General features: G+C 61.0%; 13 protein-coding genes. 3 read left to right on the forward strand and 10 right to left on the reverse strand.

What is annotated here, in order from left to right; translation table 11 throughout:
* The first annotated feature begins 60 nt into the window (after window positions 1-60).
* Window positions 61-477 (forward strand): thiol-disulfide oxidoreductase DCC family protein, encoded by a 417-nt coding sequence (locus RCH91_RS10130; RefSeq protein WP_306534722.1) that lies wholly within the window; start codon window positions 61-63, stop codon window positions 475-477.
* 87 nt (window positions 478-564) lie between these two features.
* The gene (locus RCH91_RS10135) at window positions 565-2841 is read left to right on the forward strand and encodes a Tex family protein (RefSeq protein WP_306534724.1); all 2277 of its coding nucleotides are present in this window, start codon (window positions 565-567) and stop codon (window positions 2839-2841) included.
* A 55-nt stretch (window positions 2842-2896) separates the two neighbouring features.
* On the opposite strand, the gene tpx is transcribed toward RCH91_RS10135, so the two are convergent.
* The 8 genes from tpx to RCH91_RS10175 all read right to left on the reverse strand — a co-directional run bounded on the left by tpx (window position 2897) and on the right by RCH91_RS10175 (window position 15578).
* Complete coding sequence (gene tpx / locus RCH91_RS10140; protein ID WP_306534725.1) at window positions 2897-3412, reverse strand: thiol peroxidase; 516 nt, start codon at window positions 3410-3412, stop codon at window positions 2897-2899.
* Between the two features lie 102 nt (window positions 3413-3514).
* Window positions 3515-4306: a sulfite exporter TauE/SafE family protein gene (locus RCH91_RS10145; protein WP_306534727.1), complete on the reverse strand. Its 792-nt coding sequence runs from the start codon at window positions 4304-4306 to the stop codon at window positions 3515-3517.
* Entirely contained in the window at window positions 4306-6177 is a 1872-nt protein-coding gene (cysC, locus tag RCH91_RS10150) for an adenylyl-sulfate kinase (RefSeq protein WP_306534729.1), read from the reverse strand. Before cysC ends, RCH91_RS10145 begins: the two co-directional genes overlap by 1 nt.
* Window positions 6177-7085 carry a sulfate adenylyltransferase subunit CysD gene (gene cysD, locus RCH91_RS10155; protein WP_306534730.1) on the reverse strand — a complete coding sequence of 303 codons (909 nt, stop codon included), beginning with the start codon at window positions 7083-7085 and terminating at the stop codon, window positions 6177-6179. The genes cysC and cysD overlap by 1 nt, the downstream gene beginning before the upstream one ends.
* Complete coding sequence (locus tag RCH91_RS10160; RefSeq protein WP_306534732.1) at window positions 7085-7933, reverse strand: sulfotransferase; 849 nt, start codon at window positions 7931-7933, stop codon at window positions 7085-7087. Before RCH91_RS10160 ends, cysD begins: the two co-directional genes overlap by 1 nt.
* A 91-nt stretch (window positions 7934-8024) precedes the next feature.
* Window positions 8025-13268: a GLUG motif-containing protein gene (locus tag RCH91_RS10165; RefSeq protein WP_306534734.1), complete on the reverse strand. Its 5244-nt coding sequence runs from the start codon at window positions 13266-13268 to the stop codon at window positions 8025-8027.
* A 42-nt stretch (window positions 13269-13310) separates the two neighbouring features.
* The gene (locus RCH91_RS10170; RefSeq protein ID WP_306534736.1) at window positions 13311-15008 is read right to left on the reverse strand and encodes a ShlB/FhaC/HecB family hemolysin secretion/activation protein; all 1698 of its coding nucleotides are present in this window, start codon (window positions 15006-15008) and stop codon (window positions 13311-13313) included.
* Between the two features lie 60 nt (window positions 15009-15068).
* Window positions 15069-15578, reverse strand: a complete 510-nt coding sequence (locus RCH91_RS10175) for a chemotaxis protein CheX (RefSeq protein ID WP_306534738.1) — start codon at window positions 15576-15578, stop codon at window positions 15069-15071.
* A gap of 207 nt (window positions 15579-15785) precedes the next feature.
* Here RCH91_RS10175 and rdgC point away from each other — a divergent pair, with 207 nt between their 5' ends.
* On the forward strand, window positions 15786-16952 hold the full coding sequence (gene rdgC / locus RCH91_RS10180; protein ID WP_306534740.1) for a recombination-associated protein RdgC: 1167 nt from the start codon (window positions 15786-15788) through the stop codon (window positions 16950-16952).
* Window positions 16953-17009: 57 nt separating this feature from the next.
* Here the strand turns inward: rdgC and RCH91_RS10185 are convergent, their stop codons facing one another.
* Both RCH91_RS10185 and RCH91_RS10190 read right to left on the reverse strand, forming a co-directional pair.
* Window positions 17010-17387, reverse strand: a complete 378-nt coding sequence (locus RCH91_RS10185; protein WP_306534742.1) for a type II toxin-antitoxin system HigA family antitoxin — start codon at window positions 17385-17387, stop codon at window positions 17010-17012.
* 68 nt (window positions 17388-17455) lie between these two features.
* A complete protein-coding gene (locus RCH91_RS10190; protein ID WP_306534744.1) occupies window positions 17456-18298 on the reverse strand; it encodes a hypothetical protein in 843 nt (280 codons plus the stop codon).
* Window positions 18299-18433 lie beyond the last annotated feature (135 nt).

Here is an 18433-nt window from a genome sequence, read left to right on the forward strand (position 1 = left end):
GTTGCTGCGGCCCGGTTCTCCCGTACAGGTTTCGGAAACATCTGACTGCGAGGTTTGTCGATGCCCGCAACGCCCCAGTTCCCCCTCACGGTTTTTTATGACGGCGCCTGCTCCGTCTGCGCGGCGGAGATGGCGATCTATCGGCGCAAGAACCACGGGGGGCGCCTCGTCTTCGTCGACATCAGCGATCCCGCCTTCGACCCGTCACCCCACGGGATCACCCTCGACGAGTTCATGGCCCAGATGCACGCCATCGACCGGACCGGCCGGGTCTATCGTGCCGTGGAGGCCTTCTGGGCCATCTGGCAGGCCTTCCCGGCATCGACCCTCTACGGGTTCCTCGGCACCCTCGTCATGGTCCCGGGCATGAATCTCCTGGCCCGGCTCGGCTACCGTGGCTTCGCCCGCATCCGGAAGTATCTCCCCCGGCGCACACCTCCCTGCGACGGCGGATCCTGCCGCATCGACCACCGCTGAATCCTTCCGGCGTTCCCGCCCTTTTCAACGCCTCCTCCCTGTGGTAGTATCCTCCCCCTTTTCATTCAGCCATATAAAGGACCAACCATGAGTAAGACCAGCGACATTCTCAGAAAAATCATTGCATTCATCATCGAAGAGACCGGCCTGAAGCCGTTCCAGGTGGAAAACACCGTGGAGCTCCTGAAGGAAGGGGCCACCGTGCCGTTCATCGCCCGCTACCGGAAGGAGCGGACCGGCGAGCTGGACGAGGTGGAAATCCGCACCGTGGAGGAGCGCCTCGGCTACTTCACCGAGCTGGAGGAGCGGAAGGTCACGGTGCTGAAGTCCATCGAGGAGCAGGGGAAGCTTACTCCTGAGCTCCGCGCCCGCATCGAGGGCTCCCGCCAGAAGACCGAGGTGGAGGACCTCTACCTTCCCTACAAGCCCAAGCGCCGAACCAAGGCCACCATCGCCCGGGAGCGGGGTCTGGAACCCCTGGCCGACATCATGGCGGCCCAGGAGCTTTCGTCCGGTACGCCGGAGGAGGCGGCGCTCCCCTTCGTGGACCCGGCCCGGGAGGTTCCCGACGCGGCGGCGGCCCTGGAGGGGGCGGGGCATATCCTGGCCGAGCGGCTGGCCGATGATGCCGACGCCCGGGCCTTTGTCCGCCGCCTCACCGGGGACGACGGTATCTTCTCGTCCCGCGTGGCCAGCGACAAGAAGGAGGCGGTCACCAAGTTCGAGATGTACTACGACCACCGGGAGCCGTTGAAGAGCGTCCCCTCCCACCGGATGCTCGCCATGCGCCGGGGGGAGAAGGAGGAGGTGCTGCTCCTGGCCGTCGAGGCGCCGGTGGCGGAGATCCACGCCGGCCTCAGGGCGCGGCTCGTGACCCGGGAGAGTATCTTTCGGCCGCTCCTGGAGCGGGTAGCCGAGGATGCCTACAAACGGCTCATTGCCCCCTCCATCGAGGTGGAGCTGCGGCTGGAGGCGAAGAAGCTGGCCGACGAGGCGGCCATCCGGGTCTTTGCCCAGAACCTGCGGAATCTGCTTCTCGCCCCGCCGGCCGGGGGGAAGCGGGTCCTCGGCATCGACCCGGGGCTGCGGACCGGCTCGAAGCTGGCCGCGGTGGACGGCACCGGCCGCTTCCTGGAGCATGTGACCATCTACCCCCACACCGGCGAGGGGCGTGTCGCCGGGGCGCGGAAGGAGCTCCTGCGTCTCGTTGAGACCCACGATATCGAGATGATCGCCGTGGGGAACGGCACCGCGGGGCGGGAGGTGGAGCAGTTCGCGAAAGAGACCCTGGCGGAAGCGGGAAAGCGGGTGCCGGTGGTGATGGTGAGCGAAGCCGGGGCCAGCGTCTACTCCGCGTCGGATATCGCCCGGGAGGAATTCCCGGAGCTGGACCTTACGGTGCGGGGGGCCATTTCCATCGCCCGGCGCCTCCAGGACCCCCTGGCAGAGCTGGTGAAGATCGACCCCAAGAGCATCGGCGTGGGCCAGTACCAGCACGACGTGGACCAGAAGGCCCTGAAAAAATCCCTGGACGACGTGGTGGAGTCATGCGTCAACTTTGTCGGGGTCGACCTCAACACTGCCTCCTGGGCGCTCCTCTCCTATGTTTCCGGCGTGGGGCCGTCCCTGGCTAAGGCCATCGTCGCCCGACGGGACGGGGAGGGCCCCTTTGCCTCCCGGCGGGGGCTCCTGAAGGTCCCCCGCTTCGGCGAGAAGGCCTTCGAGCAGGCGGCGGGCTTCCTCCGCATCCGAGGTGGCGCGCATCCCCTCGACAACACCGCCGTCCACCCGGAGCGCTATCCTGTGGTGGAGGCCATGGCCGCCGACCTGGGGGTATCCCTGGCTCAGCTTGCCGCAGACCCGGCCCTGGCGGCGCGGATCGACCTCAAGCGCTACGTGACCGAGGCGGTGGGGCTTCCGACCCTGCGGGACATCGTGGAGGAGCTGAAAAAGCCGGGACGCGACCCCCGGGAGGAGTTCAAGACCGCCGCCTTCCGGGACGACATTCGGGAACTCTCCGACCTCAAGGAGGGGATGGTGCTGCAGGGGGTGGTGACCAATGTCACTGCCTTCGGCGCCTTCGTGGATATCGGCGTCCACCAGGACGGTCTCGTCCACGTGAGCCATCTGGCGACCCGCTACATCAAAGACCCCAACGAGGCGGTCCGGGCAGGAGAGGTGGTGAAGGTGAAGGTGCTGGCCGTGGACGGGGCCCGCAAGCGGATATCCCTCTCCATCCGCGAGGCAACGGAAGGGGAAGCGCCACGGCCCAAGGGGGAGCGGCCTCCCCGGGAGGAGAGGGGCTCCGGTGGCCTCGACCTGGCGAAGCTGGAAAAGGCGGGGTTCAGGGTGAAGAAGAAATAAAAAAAGGCCTGCATCGTGAGCAGGCCTTTCCTTTTTCTGGACATGATGGAGTCAGCTACAGCAGTCCCTTGGCCGCAGCCAGGACCGCTGCGTAGTCGGGCTCGTTGGTCACCTCCGGCACGTGCTGGATATACCGGATGGTGTCCGTGGCGTCGATGACGAAGATGGAGCGGGAGAGGAGCATCAGCTCCTTGATGACCACCCCGTAGGCGAGGCCGAAGGAGCGGTCCCGGTAGTCGGAGAGGGTCTTCACCCGGTCGATGCCGGCGGCGGCGCACCAGCGCTTCTGGGCGAAGGGGAGGTCCATGCTCACGGTGAGGAGGACGACACCGTCGGGGAGCGCCGCCGCTTCCTGGTTGAAGCGGCGGGTCTCCGTGTCGCAGACCGGCGTGTCGAGTGAGGGGACGGCGCTGATGATCTTGACCTTGCCGGCGAAATCGGCCAGGGATACCGGCGCGAGGCCGGTGTCGACGGCGGTGAAGGCCGGTGCCTTGTCCCCCGCCGCCAGCGCCGGACCGAGGAGGGTCATGGGGTTCCCCTTGAAGGTGATGATTCCTGGGCGTTCCTGCATTGAGTAGTCCTCCTTTTCGGGTTGATTGCTCCACAAGTCTACCGCATGGGGCCGAAAAGGAAAGGACCTGAATCCGTCACCATATGGTGGGCGTAGGGATTCTCAACAGCCGGAGAGTATCTTGATGCCGGTCAGTAGCAGCAACAGTGCCAGGACCGGCCTTAAGACAGCATCTGAGGCGCGGGCCGAGAACCAGGATCCGATCAAAACTCCAGGTATGGAGCCGGACAGCAACGTTAGAAGGAGCGCAACGTTGATATTGCCTCCCAGCAGATGGCCGGAACCGGCCACAAGTGCAAGGGGAATGGCGTGGGCCAGGTCTGTGCCGACAACCTTGGCCGGTGTCAGGCGCAGCGGATAGAGGTAGAGCATGATGACCGTCCCCAGGGCTCCTGCTCCGACGGAAGTCAAGGTAACAACCACCCCGAGGAACAGCCCGGCAAACACGGTCAGTGGGGCTTGAAGCCGCTTGAACAACTCAGCATCGCCTATCCTGAAGTTTCTGCCGATCTCGTGCAGACTTTTCTTGAAGATCAGCCCAATGGCCGTGATGAGCAGCATGACTCCCAAAGCCTGCATTATCAGAGTGTTTACCGTGAGGGCATCACGTCCGACGTAATGCAATGCGGCACTCGTCAGCACGGCTGCCGGCAGGCTTCCAGCCGCAAGCCGCCGGCAGACCTGCCAGTCGATGGTCCCGCGGCGGCCATGCACTGTCACGCCCGCCATCTTGGTGATCGCGGCAAAGAACAGGTCGGTGCCCACGGCCGTCTTGGGAGCGAAGCCGAACAGCAGAACCAGAATGGGGGTCATCAGCGCACCGCCGCCAATGCCGGTCAGACCGACCATCAGGCCGACCAGCAGGCCTGCGGTCATCACGGCAGGGTCAAACATTACGTCTCCCACCCCATGCAGCGCTCCCGGACCGACTTCTGCAGCATGATCACGCAGTCGTCAATGGAAAGGGATGCCGTATCCAGTTTCAGGTCGGGGCGCTCAGGCTGTTCATACGGTGATGAGATACCGGTAAAGCTTGGCAGTTCTCCGCTGCGGGCCTTTTTGTACATCCCCTTGGGGTCCCTTCCTTCGCAAACCTCCAGTGAGGTTTCGAGGTAAACCTCCAGAAAACGCTCGTTGCCGATGATTCCACGGGCCATCTCCCGGTCCTCCTGAAAGGGAGAGATGAAGGCGGTAATCAGGATCAAACCGGCATCGTTCATCAGCCTTGAAACCTCGGCGATACGTCGGATATTCTCGGCGCGGTCCTTTGGGGAAAATCCGAGGTCGCGGTTCAGGCCATGACGCACATTGTCGCCATCCAGCACGTAGCAGGCCATCCCCATGTCGATCAGCCTTCTTTCCAAGGCAAAGGCAAGAGTTGACTTGCCGGCGCCGGAGAGGCCGGTGAACCAGATTGTCAGCGGCTTCTGACGGAGCAGTTCGGTTCTGTCCGCCAGCGTCACCTGCCCATGATGCCAGACCACTTCCCGCCTTTCCGGCACTGCCCGGTCCGTCTTCAGCTCGGCATCGTAATCGGTCCGCTCCACAATGGTTGCGGCGCCGACCGTGTCATTGCCGGAGGCCGAAACAAGCAGCAATGCTCCCAGTTGACGGTTGCGCGAATATGGGTCGGCAAAAACCGGGCGGTACAGCACAAGCCGGATACGGGCGATATCATTCATCCCGAGGGACTCAACCCGCTCCTGGCGCAGCGTATCGGGGTCAATGCGGTAGCGTATCGACTCGCAGCGCGCCTTGATCCACTGGCAGCCCAGCTTGATCAGCAGCACCGTTCCTGCAACCAGGTGCTCGTCCCCGGTCCAGACCGTCATCAGATCCAGTTCCTTGAATTCTCTCGGGACATTGCCGGGATGCACGAGCAGGTCGCCCCGGGCGATATCCAGTTCATCGTCCAGGCAGACGGTTACTGCCTGACCTGCCACGGCCTGGGGCAATGCGGTACTGCCCAGGTGGATGCTTCTGATTGAAGAACGGAAACCGGAGGGGAGCGCGATCACTTCGTCGCCAACCCGCACCACGCCGGAAGCGAGGGTGCCGCTGTATCCCCTGAAGCTTGCGTCAGGGCGTACCACGCGCTGCACCGGCAGACGGAAGTCGACCAGGTTGCGGTCACCGGCCACATACACGTCCTCCAGATACGGCAGGAGGCACGGTCCTCCGTACCAGGGCATCCGCTCGCTTTTGTGGACAAGATTGTCCCCGTCGACGGCGCAGACCGGAATGAAGCAGAGGTTCTTCAGGCCAAGCCGGACGGCAAAGGTCCGGTACTCATCCTCGATCTCACGGAAGCGTTCCTCCCTGAAACCAACCAGATCCATCTTGTTGACAGCCACCAGGAGGCGTGGCACCCCCAGCAACGCACAGATGAAGGCATGGCGCCTGGACTGGGTCAACACCCCCTGCCGGGCGTCGATCAGCAGCACCGCCAGATCGGCATTGGAGGCTGCTGTCGCCATGTTGCGGGTATACTGCTCGTGGCCCGGGGCATCGGCAATGATGAAGCGGCGGCGTGGGGTGGCGAAATAGCGGTAGGCGACATCGATGGTGATCCCCTGCTCCCGCTCGGCCCGCAGGCCATCGGTCAAAAGGGCGAAATCCGGGCGCTCGCCGCCGCGCGCACCTTTGTAGAGCGAAGCGATATGGTCATCGTGGAGGGCGCCGGCATCGTAAAGCATGCGCCCGATCAGGGTGGACTTCCCGTCATCGACGCTGCCGGCGGTCATGATGCGCAGAAGGTCGGTCATCAGAAATACCCCTCCCGCTTCTTGCGCTCCATGGAACCGTCCTGGTCATGGTCGATGAGGCGGGTTGTACGCTCCGAAAGGCGGGTCTGCTCCAGTTCGGTGATGATATCCGCCAACGTGGTCGCACTGGAGGCAATCGCGCCCGTACAGGGATAGCACCCCAGCGTCCGGTAGCGGCAGAGGCGCGGGACAGGCGTCTCACCGGGCAGCAGCGGTGTCCCCTCTCCTGCCGGTATCAGCTGGCCGTTGCGCTCCACCACCATCCGCTTTGCCGCGAAGTAGAGCGGAACCACCGGGATCGACTCGCGTTCGATATAGCGCCACACATCCAGTTCGGTCCAGTTGGAAAGGGGAAACACCCGCATGCTTTCGCCGCTGTTGACGCGACTGTTGTAGAGGTTCCAGAATTCGGGCCGCTGGCGGCGCGGTTCCCACTGGCCGTTGGCATCACGGAAGGAAAAAATCCGCTCCTTGGCACGGGAGCGCTCCTCTTCGCGGCGGGCCCCGCCGATGACCGCATCATACCCCCCCTCCTGCAGCGCATCCAGAAGCCCGCTGGTCTTGAGACTGGCGCAGCAGCGCACGGTCCCCAGGTCCCACGGGTTGACGCTGTCATCGTCCCCGTCGCGGCTGTGGTAAACTCGCAGCTCGAATCCCAGCTCGGCAGCCCGGGCATCCCTGAAAGCCACCATCTCCGGGAACTTGTAGCGGGTATCCACATGCAGCAGGGGAAACGGTATCCGGCCAGGCCAGAACGCTTTCTGGCAAAGGTGCAGCATCACCGACGAATCCTTGCCGATGGAGTACATCATCACCGGACGCTCGAACTCGGATGCCACCTCGCGGAGGATGTGGATCGCCTCGGCTTCCAGCTGGTCGAGCACCGAAATGGTCAGGCCGGATCGCATCAACGTTTCGTCCGCGGCTGGGGGGCAGGGCCGTTCTTCGGGTAGAACCATTCGTAGTACCAGCCGCAGGCTCGCTCGATCTGCGACTGAATGCGGGGGGGAATTTCATGGCGCCCGGGAGCGGATATGCTCCCCTGCTGCCGGTGCAGGTATTTGAAGCGGTAGTGGCTGTCGCTCTCATGGGGCCGGGTGGTGATGCGCTGCGGATCAATCGTATGGGGCGGCAGCCCGAGCCAGCTGTAAATCCGCACCATGGTGTCGACCGGGTCGGCGATCATATCCTCGAACTTCACGAAATAGAGGCGGTTCTTAACTGTCTGCGGCAGTTCCTCTATGGCCCGGATCGACGACAGCGGCGCGCCGATGGACTTGTCCTGGGCAAAGAGCTTGTCGGCCCGACCGAAGCGGTCAAAATCGGCCAGGTGGTCGATGAAGTCCAGCAGGATGGTTTTCTGGTGCTGGGACTCGATAGAGCCGTAAATCTGCCCCAGTTCGCGGATCGGCACCAGCAGCCTCGCCTCGGGGTCCAGATGCAGCAGCATCTCGATGCAGTGCAGCCAGGCGCGGTTCTTGTCCGCGACAACGTGCTTGCCGCAGTCACCGTGCCAGCCGTGCAGAAACCCCTGCATGGCCGATTTCAGATGGGCATAGGTGGCCTCGAACTGCACGTCGAGCTGCGACAGCATGAACTGGTCGTCGCTGATGAAACGGCGCATCATCAGCAGGGCATTGCAGAGGGGCGAGCTGTGCCCCTCACAGTGTATGGCGGGATGCTCGGCAAGCAGCTGGCACAACAGGGTGGAACCGGCTCGGGGCAAGCCTGCGACGCCGACAAAACGAGGGGTCATAGGTGTTCTCCAGGCAGAAAATTTAAAGGGCGACCATGGCCGCCCTATTTTGAAACATGGAGCTAGCAACTGCAATAGATCTTTATGATTACTACGCCTGCTGCTTCGTAATTTCCACAGTCCAGCTTTGATCTCCAACAGTCACGGTAATCTTGATCGGCAGGGAACCTGCCGGAACATCGCTGGCCGTAAAAGTATTCGATTCCGGACTGTACCGAAGCCATCCCGGCAATTGCCCGCCGTCGGACAGGGAAACTGTTACTGCTGCGGCGGTTGCGGCTGCCATGTCCCTGGCCTGTTCAGGTAGCTGGAAACTGAAAGCCGACCCTGGCTGTGCCATGCTGTCCGGTACGGCTACGGCAATAATGCCGGAATTCTGAGATGTGGGCTGGCTGACAAGGGTTACGCTGAGGCCGCCTACGCCAGCGGGTGTGCCACTGCCACCTGTTGTTGTGATGCTGGCGCCGGTGACAGGCGTCCCTCCTCCTGGGCCGGCATAATCCACAATCGGCGCGGGTGGTTGCGGGATGGACGGAGGTGATCTCTGGTCCGAAACCGCCAGCGGGGTCGGCACTGGCTGCTGAATAGGCTCATCAGCAACAACCGGCTCATCAGCAACCGTGGGCACGGCGGATACGGTAAGCACCCCGTCGTTATAGCCGATAGTGTAATTATCCGCGTTGAATGTGCCGCCGGTTGCATTGGATGCCGTTATTGCGTAAGGGCTTCCCGCTGCGCTTGCGGAGGCTGCTGCCCCTGTGCTGGCCAGGGTGACGCTGCCGATGGTCTCGCTGTTCTGCAGGCCACTGGAGGTGAATTCGGTGCCGGTGAAAGTTGTCGTCTGGCCGTAGCTCTTGGTGGCGTCGCCGGCGGTGATGGAGAGTGCCGCCGGGGTGATCGTCAGCGCCCCGTTGTTGTAGGTGATGGTGTAGTTGGCGGCGTTGAAGGAGCCGCCGGTGGCGTTACTGGCAGTAATGGCATAGGGGCTGCCGCTGACGGCGGCCGTGGCCGCGGTGCCGGCGCTGGCCAGGGTGACGCTGCCGATGGTTTCGCCGTTCTGCAGGCCGCTGGAGGTGAATGCCGAAAGGGTCGGCGTCTGGCCGTAGCTCTTGCTGGCATCGCCGGCGGTGATGGAGAGTGCCGCGGGGGTGACCGTCAGTGCCCCGTTGTTGTAGGTGATGGTGTAGTTGCCGGCGCTGAACGTGCCGCCGGTGGCGTTACTGGCAGCGATGGTGTACGGGCTGCCGCTGACGCCGGCCGTGGCGGCAGTGCCGGCGCTGGCCAGGGTGACGCTGCCAATGGTCTCGCTGTTCTGCAGGCCGCTGGAGGTGAAAGCCGAGAGGGTCGGAGTCTGGCCGTAGCTCTTGCTGGCATCGCTGGCGGTGATGGAGAGTGCCGCGGGGGTGACCGTCAGGCTGCTGTCGCCGCTGGCCGTGATGTCGTAGCCCAGTTGATCAGAGTAGGCGGGCGACGGAGAGTAGGTACCGGCGTTGACGAAGCTGGCGTAAGGTGACGTGAGACCTTGGAGATGTCCCGACGCGGGGGCGGTCGGATCCGAGTAGGTGGCGTCGAGGTCCCCCGTATACGCCGTCCCATCGTAGGCCTTGGTAACGGGGCTGGCGATACTGGTGAGTGGTGTGAGGAAACCGCGCAGGAGCGGCATGGTATTGCCGTCGTAAATGCGCCAGACCGAGCCGGTGCCACCGGCATCGTCGATGTCCCAGCCGGCGTCTGTGAACGTGGCCAGGGTTTTCAGCTCAGTAGTCGTCTTGCCGGTGCCGAAGCCATTGTCCAAGGCGGGGTCGGAATTGACCGTCTTGTCCCAGAAAGAGGAAGTGATAACAGAAGAGCCGGAGTCGCCTACAAGCCCTCCTGCATAACTGCCGCCCGTAACCGGACCCGTGGCGAATGAGTTGGTAATCCCGTTGCCATTGTCATAGCCGACCAGGCCGCCGACATAGCTGTTGCCGGTTACCGGCCCGGTAGCATAGCTGTTGTCGATGCTGGAGTTGCTGTTATTGGTGCCCACCAGGCCGCCAACATTCTGGCTGGCAGTGGCATCCGCCGTAACTGCGCCGGTGGCAAAGGAATTGGTAATAGTGTTGCCGTAGCCGTAAGAATAGCTGTTCCCCACGAGGCCGCCGATATTGGAACTGTCGGCCCCCCCCGTTACCGCCCCGGTAGCATAGGCATCGGATATGGAGGAACTTCCGTAGCCCCATGATTCAAAGTCCCCCACCAGGCCGCCGATGTTGTTGCCATTGGCGCCTGCCGTCACTGGGCCATCGGCATGGGAGTTGGTGATGGATACTTCATAACCATAGCCGACCAATCCTCCCACGTTGGAACTGTCATCCCCCGCATGCACTGCGCCGGTGGCATAAGAATTGGTAATGGTGTTGCCGCTGTCATAGCCCACCAGACCGCCGACGTAGCTGTTTCCCGTTACCGGCCCGGTGGCGTAGCTGTTGTCGATTCCCGAGTTGCTGTTATTGTACCCCACCAGCCCGCCGACATATTGACCGGTAGCGGCATCCGCCGCCACCTCGCCGGTGGCATAGGACCCGTCAATGGCACTGTCGGCATTGTTTCCCACCAATCCGCCGACATTGGAACTGTAGGCACCCACCGTCACCTTTCCGGTGGCGTGGGAACTGGTGATCGCACCATTCGAATTGTTGCCCACGAGGCCGCCGACGCTGTCGCCATAGGCGCCTGCCGTCACCGCGCCGGAAGCGTCGGAATCGGTGATGGCTACGTTTTCGTTATACCCAATCAGCCCCCCAACATTGGAGCTGGAGTCGCCTGCCGTTACTATGCCGCTGGCATGGGAATTGGTAATTTCGCTGCCGGAACCGTATCCGTAGCCGCCGCCGTAGAGATACCCGACCAGCCCTCCGATATACTGGCCATTGGGATTGATGTCAGCTTTTACCCCGCCGATGGCGTATGCATCTGAAATGTTGATGGTCCCCCCGCTATTGACGGAGCCCACCAGACCGCCGACGTAGCTGTTGCCTGTGACAAGACCATCGGCATGACTGTTGTTGGAAATGGTGATGTTGCTGCTGTTAATGGAGCCGACAAGGCCGCCGACGTAGTTGTTTCCCGTCACCGGACCGGTGGCGTAGCTGTTATCAATAATGGGATTGCTGCCGTTGGTATATCCCACGAGGCCGCCCACATTATCGCCTGTCCCCGTTACCTCGCCGGTAGCGTATGAATTGGTTATGGAGTCGTCATAGCCATACCCCACCAGCCCGCCGACGCTGTTCCCACCCGTAACGTTGCCGGTGGCGTGGGAGTTCAGGATGGTGCTGCCGGAACTGGAGCCATAACCATACCCCATGAGCCCACCAACGCCAGTAGAGTTGACGCCGGCGGTGACCGTGGCAGACGCATGGGAGTTAATAATGCTGCTGCCGCCATAGTCGTAGCCCATCAGCCCGCCGACACCGGTTGAATAATCGCCGGCGGTGACGCTGCCTATGACAGAGGAATTCATAATGGCGGTGCCGTATCCGTAACCCACCAGAGCGCCTACATTGCCATAGCCGGTTACGTTCACGTCGGTCAGGCCGACGTTGCGCAGCGTGGCGCCGTCGGTTACTCCGAACAATCCCTGCTCGTTCGCGTTGCGGTTGATGCTCAAGTTGCTGATTGTATGGCCGAGGCCGTCGAAGGTGCCCGTAAATGAGTAGCCGCCCGTGCCGATCGGCACGAAACCTTCTCCATAGTTCCACCCGGAGGTGTCGGTTGCATCAATATTGCTGCCGAGGGCGAAATACCCGGAAGAATTGCCGCCGTAAGCCATCCCCTGCAGGGTGCTGTCGCCAGTAGATTCATCACCGGCTAATCCCAGATCGGTGATAACGGTATAGGGATTGCCGTTGATGGTCAGGAAACCCGCTCCGGAGCGGGGTGTCACACCATCCGCCTGGAAGAAATCCACCTTTCCTTTGAAGGTGCCATCCGGGTTGAAACCGACGTTCACCGTGCCGCTGCCCGGCTCAAGATCAAGACTGGCAAAGGTTCCGGGATCGCCGGTGTCATCAACGGCGCCGGCCGTCATCACGGCGTTGATGTTGATGTCGTTGGTGGCGATCAGCGCTAGATTGTTGGCATGCCACGTCACATTGTCATTGACGTTGATATTGCCGTCACTGCCGCTGCCATCCGTACTGCTAATGATTGTATCTCCATTGTTATCGACGTTATTCCCAAGGGTCGTACCGTCGATGTCACCTCCACTCGCCGCGATGGTATAGCCATCGGGATCTATTAACCACGTGCCTGACGTGCCGGATGGAGCCCTGGTGGTAATTACCGTGCCACTACCGATCTTTACCCGGCCGCCGGAGGTCTCCACGAACCCGCCGTCACCGCCGTCGGGGGCGCTGGCGTCGAGGGTGCCGCTGACGCTGGTTGCGCCGCTCTGCATGTCGGAGAGGAGCAGAATCCTCCCCCCCTTGTTCACCAGCGTCTGGGCCTCGATCACGCCGCTGTTGTTCACTACGGCGTTGGTCAGAGCGTTCGCCGCCTTGGCGGTCAAGACCACCAGGCCGCCATCGGCCTTGATCAGCCCCTTGTTCTCGGCCAGGGCATCGACGGCCCCCTGGTCGACGGTGTAGGTGATCAGGCCATCACCCTGGAAATCCACACTGACCTGGTTGCCGGCGATCAGGGCCGCGCTGCCGTTGGTGGCGGTGATGGTCCCTTCGTTGCTCACTTTGGGGGCGATCAGGGCGACGATGCCGCCGTTGGCGCTGAGGTTTCCCTGGTTGATGATCGATCCGGCATTGCCGGGGCCGCTGAAGGTGTACCTGCCGGCAAGAAAGTCGCTGTCGAGCATGTTGAGGGAGGAAGCCACCAGCCCCCCGACATCCACTTTTGCGTTCTGGCCGAATATGATGCCGGCCGGGTTGAGGAGGAATATCCTGCCGTTGGCGCTGAGGCTCCCCAGGATCTGAGTAGGGTTCTGGTCCTGAATGCGGTTCAATGCCGTGGCGCCGCTATTGGGCTGGTTGAAGCTGACGCCGGCGTTTTGGCCGATGTTGAAGCTGTTCCAGTTGGCGATCATCTGCTGGCTGGACTGGTTGATGGTCATCTGGTTGCCACTGGTGGCGATGGTGGCGTTGCCAGCCGTTATCCTGCCGCCGGTGGGGAGTGCCCCGGGATCAAGGGCGAAGGCTCCCCCCCCTGCCGCCAGCAGGGCCGCCACGGTGAGCGCTCCGACAGTTACTGACGGAATGGCCCCTTTGGCGGAAACCTTCTCGGAAACGACAACCCATTGCTCTTTGGCTTTGGACCAGATCATACGGTAGATCTTGTTCATGGGGTGCTCCTTTATGCTCTCACTACATGCCGTTCGTTTTGGTTAGAAGAACAACATTGCCTGTAGCCAGAAGCGGTTGTCGTCGCTGCGGCCGTCGGCATCCCTGCCGCTGATGCTTCTACCCTGGTTGTCGCCCACGGTGTGGGCCCAGGTGGCTTTGAGGCTGATCCGGTCGTTGTAGGCGTAGTTGAGGCCGAAGCCGGCACCTTGCAGCCAGTAGTCGTTCCTGTTGGAGATGGTGGTGATGGAGTTCGGCCAGGTGTCTTTATACAGCCTGATCCAGCCGGCGTCGTAGAAGCCGTTCAGTTGGAGCAAGCCGATACTGGCGGGGAGCGGGAGGTCATAGCGCAGGTCGACGTTGAAGAGGTGCCCTTCGTCGCCGGATGCTTCCCCGACCGGATAGGCACGAATGCCGTAAGGGCCTCCCAGGTAGAATTGTTCGCTGGTGTCGAGGTTGTCGAGGCTGAGCTGGCCACTGTACGAGAGATTGAGGGTAGTCCGCTCGATCAAACGCTGCAGTCTCGCCAGGCCGAAGTTGAATCGGGTGTAGCTCCCCTCTTTTTTGGTGATGGCTATGTCGGCGATTTTTTCGTCCATGGTGCCGGTGGTAGCGCCGGCGTTCCAGGTGGTGTAGCCGCCGCCGAGAAAGGTGTCGTATTTGTCGCCCATGAAGCTGACGGTGCCGCTGTGAAGGGTTTTGTCCCGGGTGTCGACATCACTGATGCTATCAGTCAGTTTTTTGAATTCATAGCCGATGGAGGTGGTGACATTTGCAGTCCGGCTGCGAAGGATGGGGTAGCTGAGGCCGGCATCAATGATGTGGCTGTCCCCTTCCTGTTTGAGCACCTCTGTTTCGCCTTCGACAATCTCGTAACCCATGCCGGTATAGGTGAGGTTCCCCTTGAGGCCGTTGGAGGCGAGGGGGAAGAGGTAGCCGGCCCGCCCCAGGATGAGCCCTTCGGCGCCGGTGATCAGCAGGGAGAGCTGGTCGCCGTACCCCAGGGGGTCGTTGATGCTGAGTAAGCTGTTGCCGCGCCAGGCGCCGGTATAGCGGTTGCCCTGGTTGTCGCCCCAGATTGCGCCGGAGAGGAGCGGTCCTTCACTGACGTCGAGCTGGACGGAGGTTGTGCCGGGGGTGCTGCCCTGGGCCAGGGATGCCTTGGCTGTGACACCGGGGAGGTCGTTGATGAGGAGTGCGGAACGTTCGAGGCACTGTTCGTTGATGGGCTGGCCGTGGCGGACGGACTTTTGGGCGATGCTGCTGATGCTTTTTTCACTGATGCGGGCGCTCTTGTCGCGCCTGATGATGAGACCGTCGCTTTTGCCCTGGATGACGGCGATTTCAATGACGCCGCTGGTGATGTCCTGTTTGGGGAGGTAGGCTTTGGCCAGGAACCACCCTTTGTCTTTGAGGTGTGCGGTGACTTTTGCCGCGAGGCCCTGCAGTTCGCTGAAGCTGAGACTTTTGCCCACGGCGTCGGCCACAAGGGCCTGCAATTCGCTCTCTGTCGCCAAACCCTCTATGCCGCTGAACGTGAAGCCTTTGACCACTACGCGGACGCCGCTGTCGGAGAGGGGTGGGCGCTCTTTTTCGGCTTCGGGGGTCGGGAGCTGCCGCGGCATCTGCCGCTGGGGCTGCTGTTCGCGCAGGAGCTGGCCGGCATCGGGAGGGGCCGCTTGTGCGGCGGAAAAGGAAATCAGGAACGGTAGGACAAGGGCGCCAGCAGTATAGGGTTTCATGTCAACGTCACCTCCGGCGTATGGGTGGGAGATCGAGATAGATTCTGAATCCGTGTCGCGTCAGCTCCCCTCCAGCTGCAGCGTTGCCAGGAAGCGTTGCTCACCCCGGTTGAAGGGAACCACCACCGCAGCTCCGCTGGAGACCACCTCGACCGAGTACTCCTTGCCGGAGATGACTGACGGTGTGGAAAGACAGATGCGCATTCCCCGTGCCGAGAATATCATCTTTATCTCGCCGGCCAGCATGTTGGTTAGCTCTCCCATGGCGTCGTTCACGTCGCCGTCACCCTCGAGCTCGTCCATCTCCATCCCGAGCATGGATGCCGTGGCCTCCCGGGCCAACTCCTCGGGGATGTGGATTCCCACCATCCCCGTGCAGTCCCCGCCGAGCCCCACCATCCCCGAGATGCTGCAGGTGAAGTGGGAGACCGGCTTGTCCAGGGGGTAGCTGTCGGCGATATCGTCGATGAAAACCATGGTGGAGAAGATGTTCTTGACCGCCCCGACCATATGAACAGCCAGATCCGCCTCGCCCAGGGTTGCGTCTCCGATGGTGAAACTCAGTGGCATACGTGTGCTCCTTTTAAAAGAAGTGGTGCGCACCCTGAAAAAAGTGTGCCCCGCTTAGAAGCATATCGGCCATGTTCAGGAAAACTTTAACTTTTTTCCCGGAGGGCCACCCCCCCCATGCCGGCGCCCTCCACAAAGTGCTTGCCCTCCGTGCCCCAATGGGTGTATCTCTTCTCCCCTTTTACTTCCTGATCAAGGAGAACATCCATGGGCATCCTTTCCAGCACCGTCGCCGTCTGTCAGTTCCGTGTAGCGGGTGATCTTCCCGCCGGCGACCTCTATTCCTATGTTGCCGAAAATCTCGCCAAGCAGGCTTTTCAGCCCATTGACCAAGGGGCCGCCGAGCAGTCCGTGGGGTGGGTCCACCTGGACGACCACCGGCAGATGGGCTTCGACACACCCGCCGCCTTCTGGCGGGACCACTACGTCACCTTCACCCTGCGCCGCGACCAGCGGAAGCTCCCCGCCGCTCTCCTCAAGGCCTACCTCCAGGTGGCCGAGCACGAGTACCTCTCCGCCAACCCCGGATTCAACAGGGTGCCCAAGCAGAAGCGGGAGGAGCTGAAGGAGGCGGTGCGCCTGAACCTCCTGGCCAAGACCCTGCCGGTCCCCTCCACCTGGGACGCGGTCTGGGATACCCGCACCGGCATCGTCACCTTCACCTCCCTCTCGGCCCCGGTCATCGAGCTCTTCGAGGCCCAGTTCAAGAAGACCTTCGAGGGTGCGCGCCTGGTGGCGATCCACCCCTACGCCCGGGCCGAGGCCGTTGGCGGCGAGGAGCTGAAGCCGGCCCTGGAGAAGGCAAACCTCGCCACCAGCGACGCGGCCATCGACCTCATCCGGAGCAATCAGTGGCTCGGCTGGGACTTCCTCCTCTGGCTCCTCCACCGGACCATGACCGAGGCGTCCGAGTACCGGGTGAACCAGCCGGGCCCGGCCTTGGCCGACGACCCCTTCGTCGCCTACCTGAACGATCGCCTTGTCCTCATGAGCGTCGGCGAGGCCGGCACCCAGAAGATCACCGTGGCCGGCCCCCAGGACCACTTCCGGGAGGCCGTGACCGCCCTTGCCCACGGCAAGCGGATCACCGAGTCGACCCTCTACCTGGAAAAGGAGGAGAACACCTGGAAGCTGACCCTCAAGGGGGAGCTCTTCCACTTCGCCTCCCTCAAGGCCCCCAAGGTGGCCATCGAGAAGGGTGACCACGTGGACGAGGGGAGCGAGCGGGAAGCGGCGTTCTACGAGCGGATGTACGTCACCGAGCAGGGTCTGCAGCTCTTCGACAGCCTCTACGGGGAATTCCTGAAGGTCCGGCTCGGAGCCGGGTGGGGTGAGGAGCTGGCGCGGATCGAGGGGTGGCTGGCGGGGGAGTGAGGCGGGGAGGCTTTTGGAAATAACGAGTGGCCGGTGAAGTATCCAGCGGCCACTCGTTTATGCGGCGTCTCTGAACGTATGGTAAGGCTGAATGAGAACTTCTGCCGGTATGCCGAGACCTTTATGGAGATTGCGGATCATTTCCATGGTGAGAGGGCGCTTACGGTTAAGTATCTCTGATACGCGGGCGCGGCTGCCTATAAACGGTTCGAGATCACGGCGAGTAAGCCATCGGCTTTCCAGATGGTACACAATAGCCTCAATCGGATCTGGCATGGGGATGCTGTAGTGCCTCTCTTCATAGGCTTCGACAAGGGTTGTCAACACCTCAAGCCGGTTACCTTCAGGGGTATCGGGAGCCGCGTCGAACAGAGACTCAATTTCATCGAGTGCTGCCTGATAATCGGTTTCGTTTTTTATCGGTTTGATTTCCATGGTGGTTCTCCGTTCAGATTGTTGCTGCGTCAATCCTGGGTAGAATCCATTTCAATGTGCAAGTTTGACTATTGTGCACCGCTCAGTTCAAATTTTTCCTTCTCTTCTCGCATCTTCTCACGCCGTAATTGATCTAGGGTTTTACCGGCGTCCTTTAGGACTGTCCATTCGTAGATATTTACAGCCTGCCACCCAGTTACGTCTTTTGCCCAATCATTGAAACTCCATGATTCTCCTTTGTAATTTACACGTTTGGGGCTTTCCACGATAGCGCTTTTATCCTCGCGCTCACGGATATAGACGATATCTCCTGGTTTTATTAGGTTCCATTCGTAGAAAAGCTTTGGCATTGTTGGCAGAGTTATCCTGCCTCCCTCTGCAGGGGTATCATGGCGAGTCCTAGAAGACAACGGACTAGCAACTGGAACAAAAAACTCTTCTATGGAAGGTGGAGGCAAAATCTGTTCAATGACCAAGAAGACCTGATCATTATGCTTTATAGGTGCTATAGTTACACATGTTACATCTATGCCGTTTTTGTGTAACCAAGCACAGGCTGAGAGTGCTTGAGGGTCAAATTCAGAAGCGATAAGAACTATTTGTTGTTTGCGATTAATTTCCCTGGTTTTCAAAAAGTCATTGAGTTTGTCATAGGCAAATTGAGGAACAGTTTTTTTAGCTTCTATCGCGGTAGCTTTTTCAAAACGCTCAACATATGGAATATATAGTTTGTTGAGTAGGTCTTCTTGGTTGTTTATGAGAGAATAGTTAGCGGCATAACGAATAGCCTGCATCTCAAATGCTTCTGCTCTGGTTTGACAATCTTTAAGATCTCGCTTAATTTCAATGACAACTATGTTGCCTTGTGAATCAATAGCTACCAAGTCAGACCGTCCATTTTCACGGTTCATATTACTCCGGCAAATAAACAGAGCAATTAAGATGCATAGGCAGCACAGGGGTGCTCGAAGAACTTTTTCACTTTGGTTCGGTTGTTCTGTAAATGCCGCATATGCTTTCTGGCCTTTGACTCAAGTTGCTTGGCA

This window comes from Geobacter sp. (genome assembly GCF_030834625.1).
GTDB lineage: Bacteria > Desulfobacterota > Desulfuromonadia > Geobacterales > Geobacteraceae > Geobacter.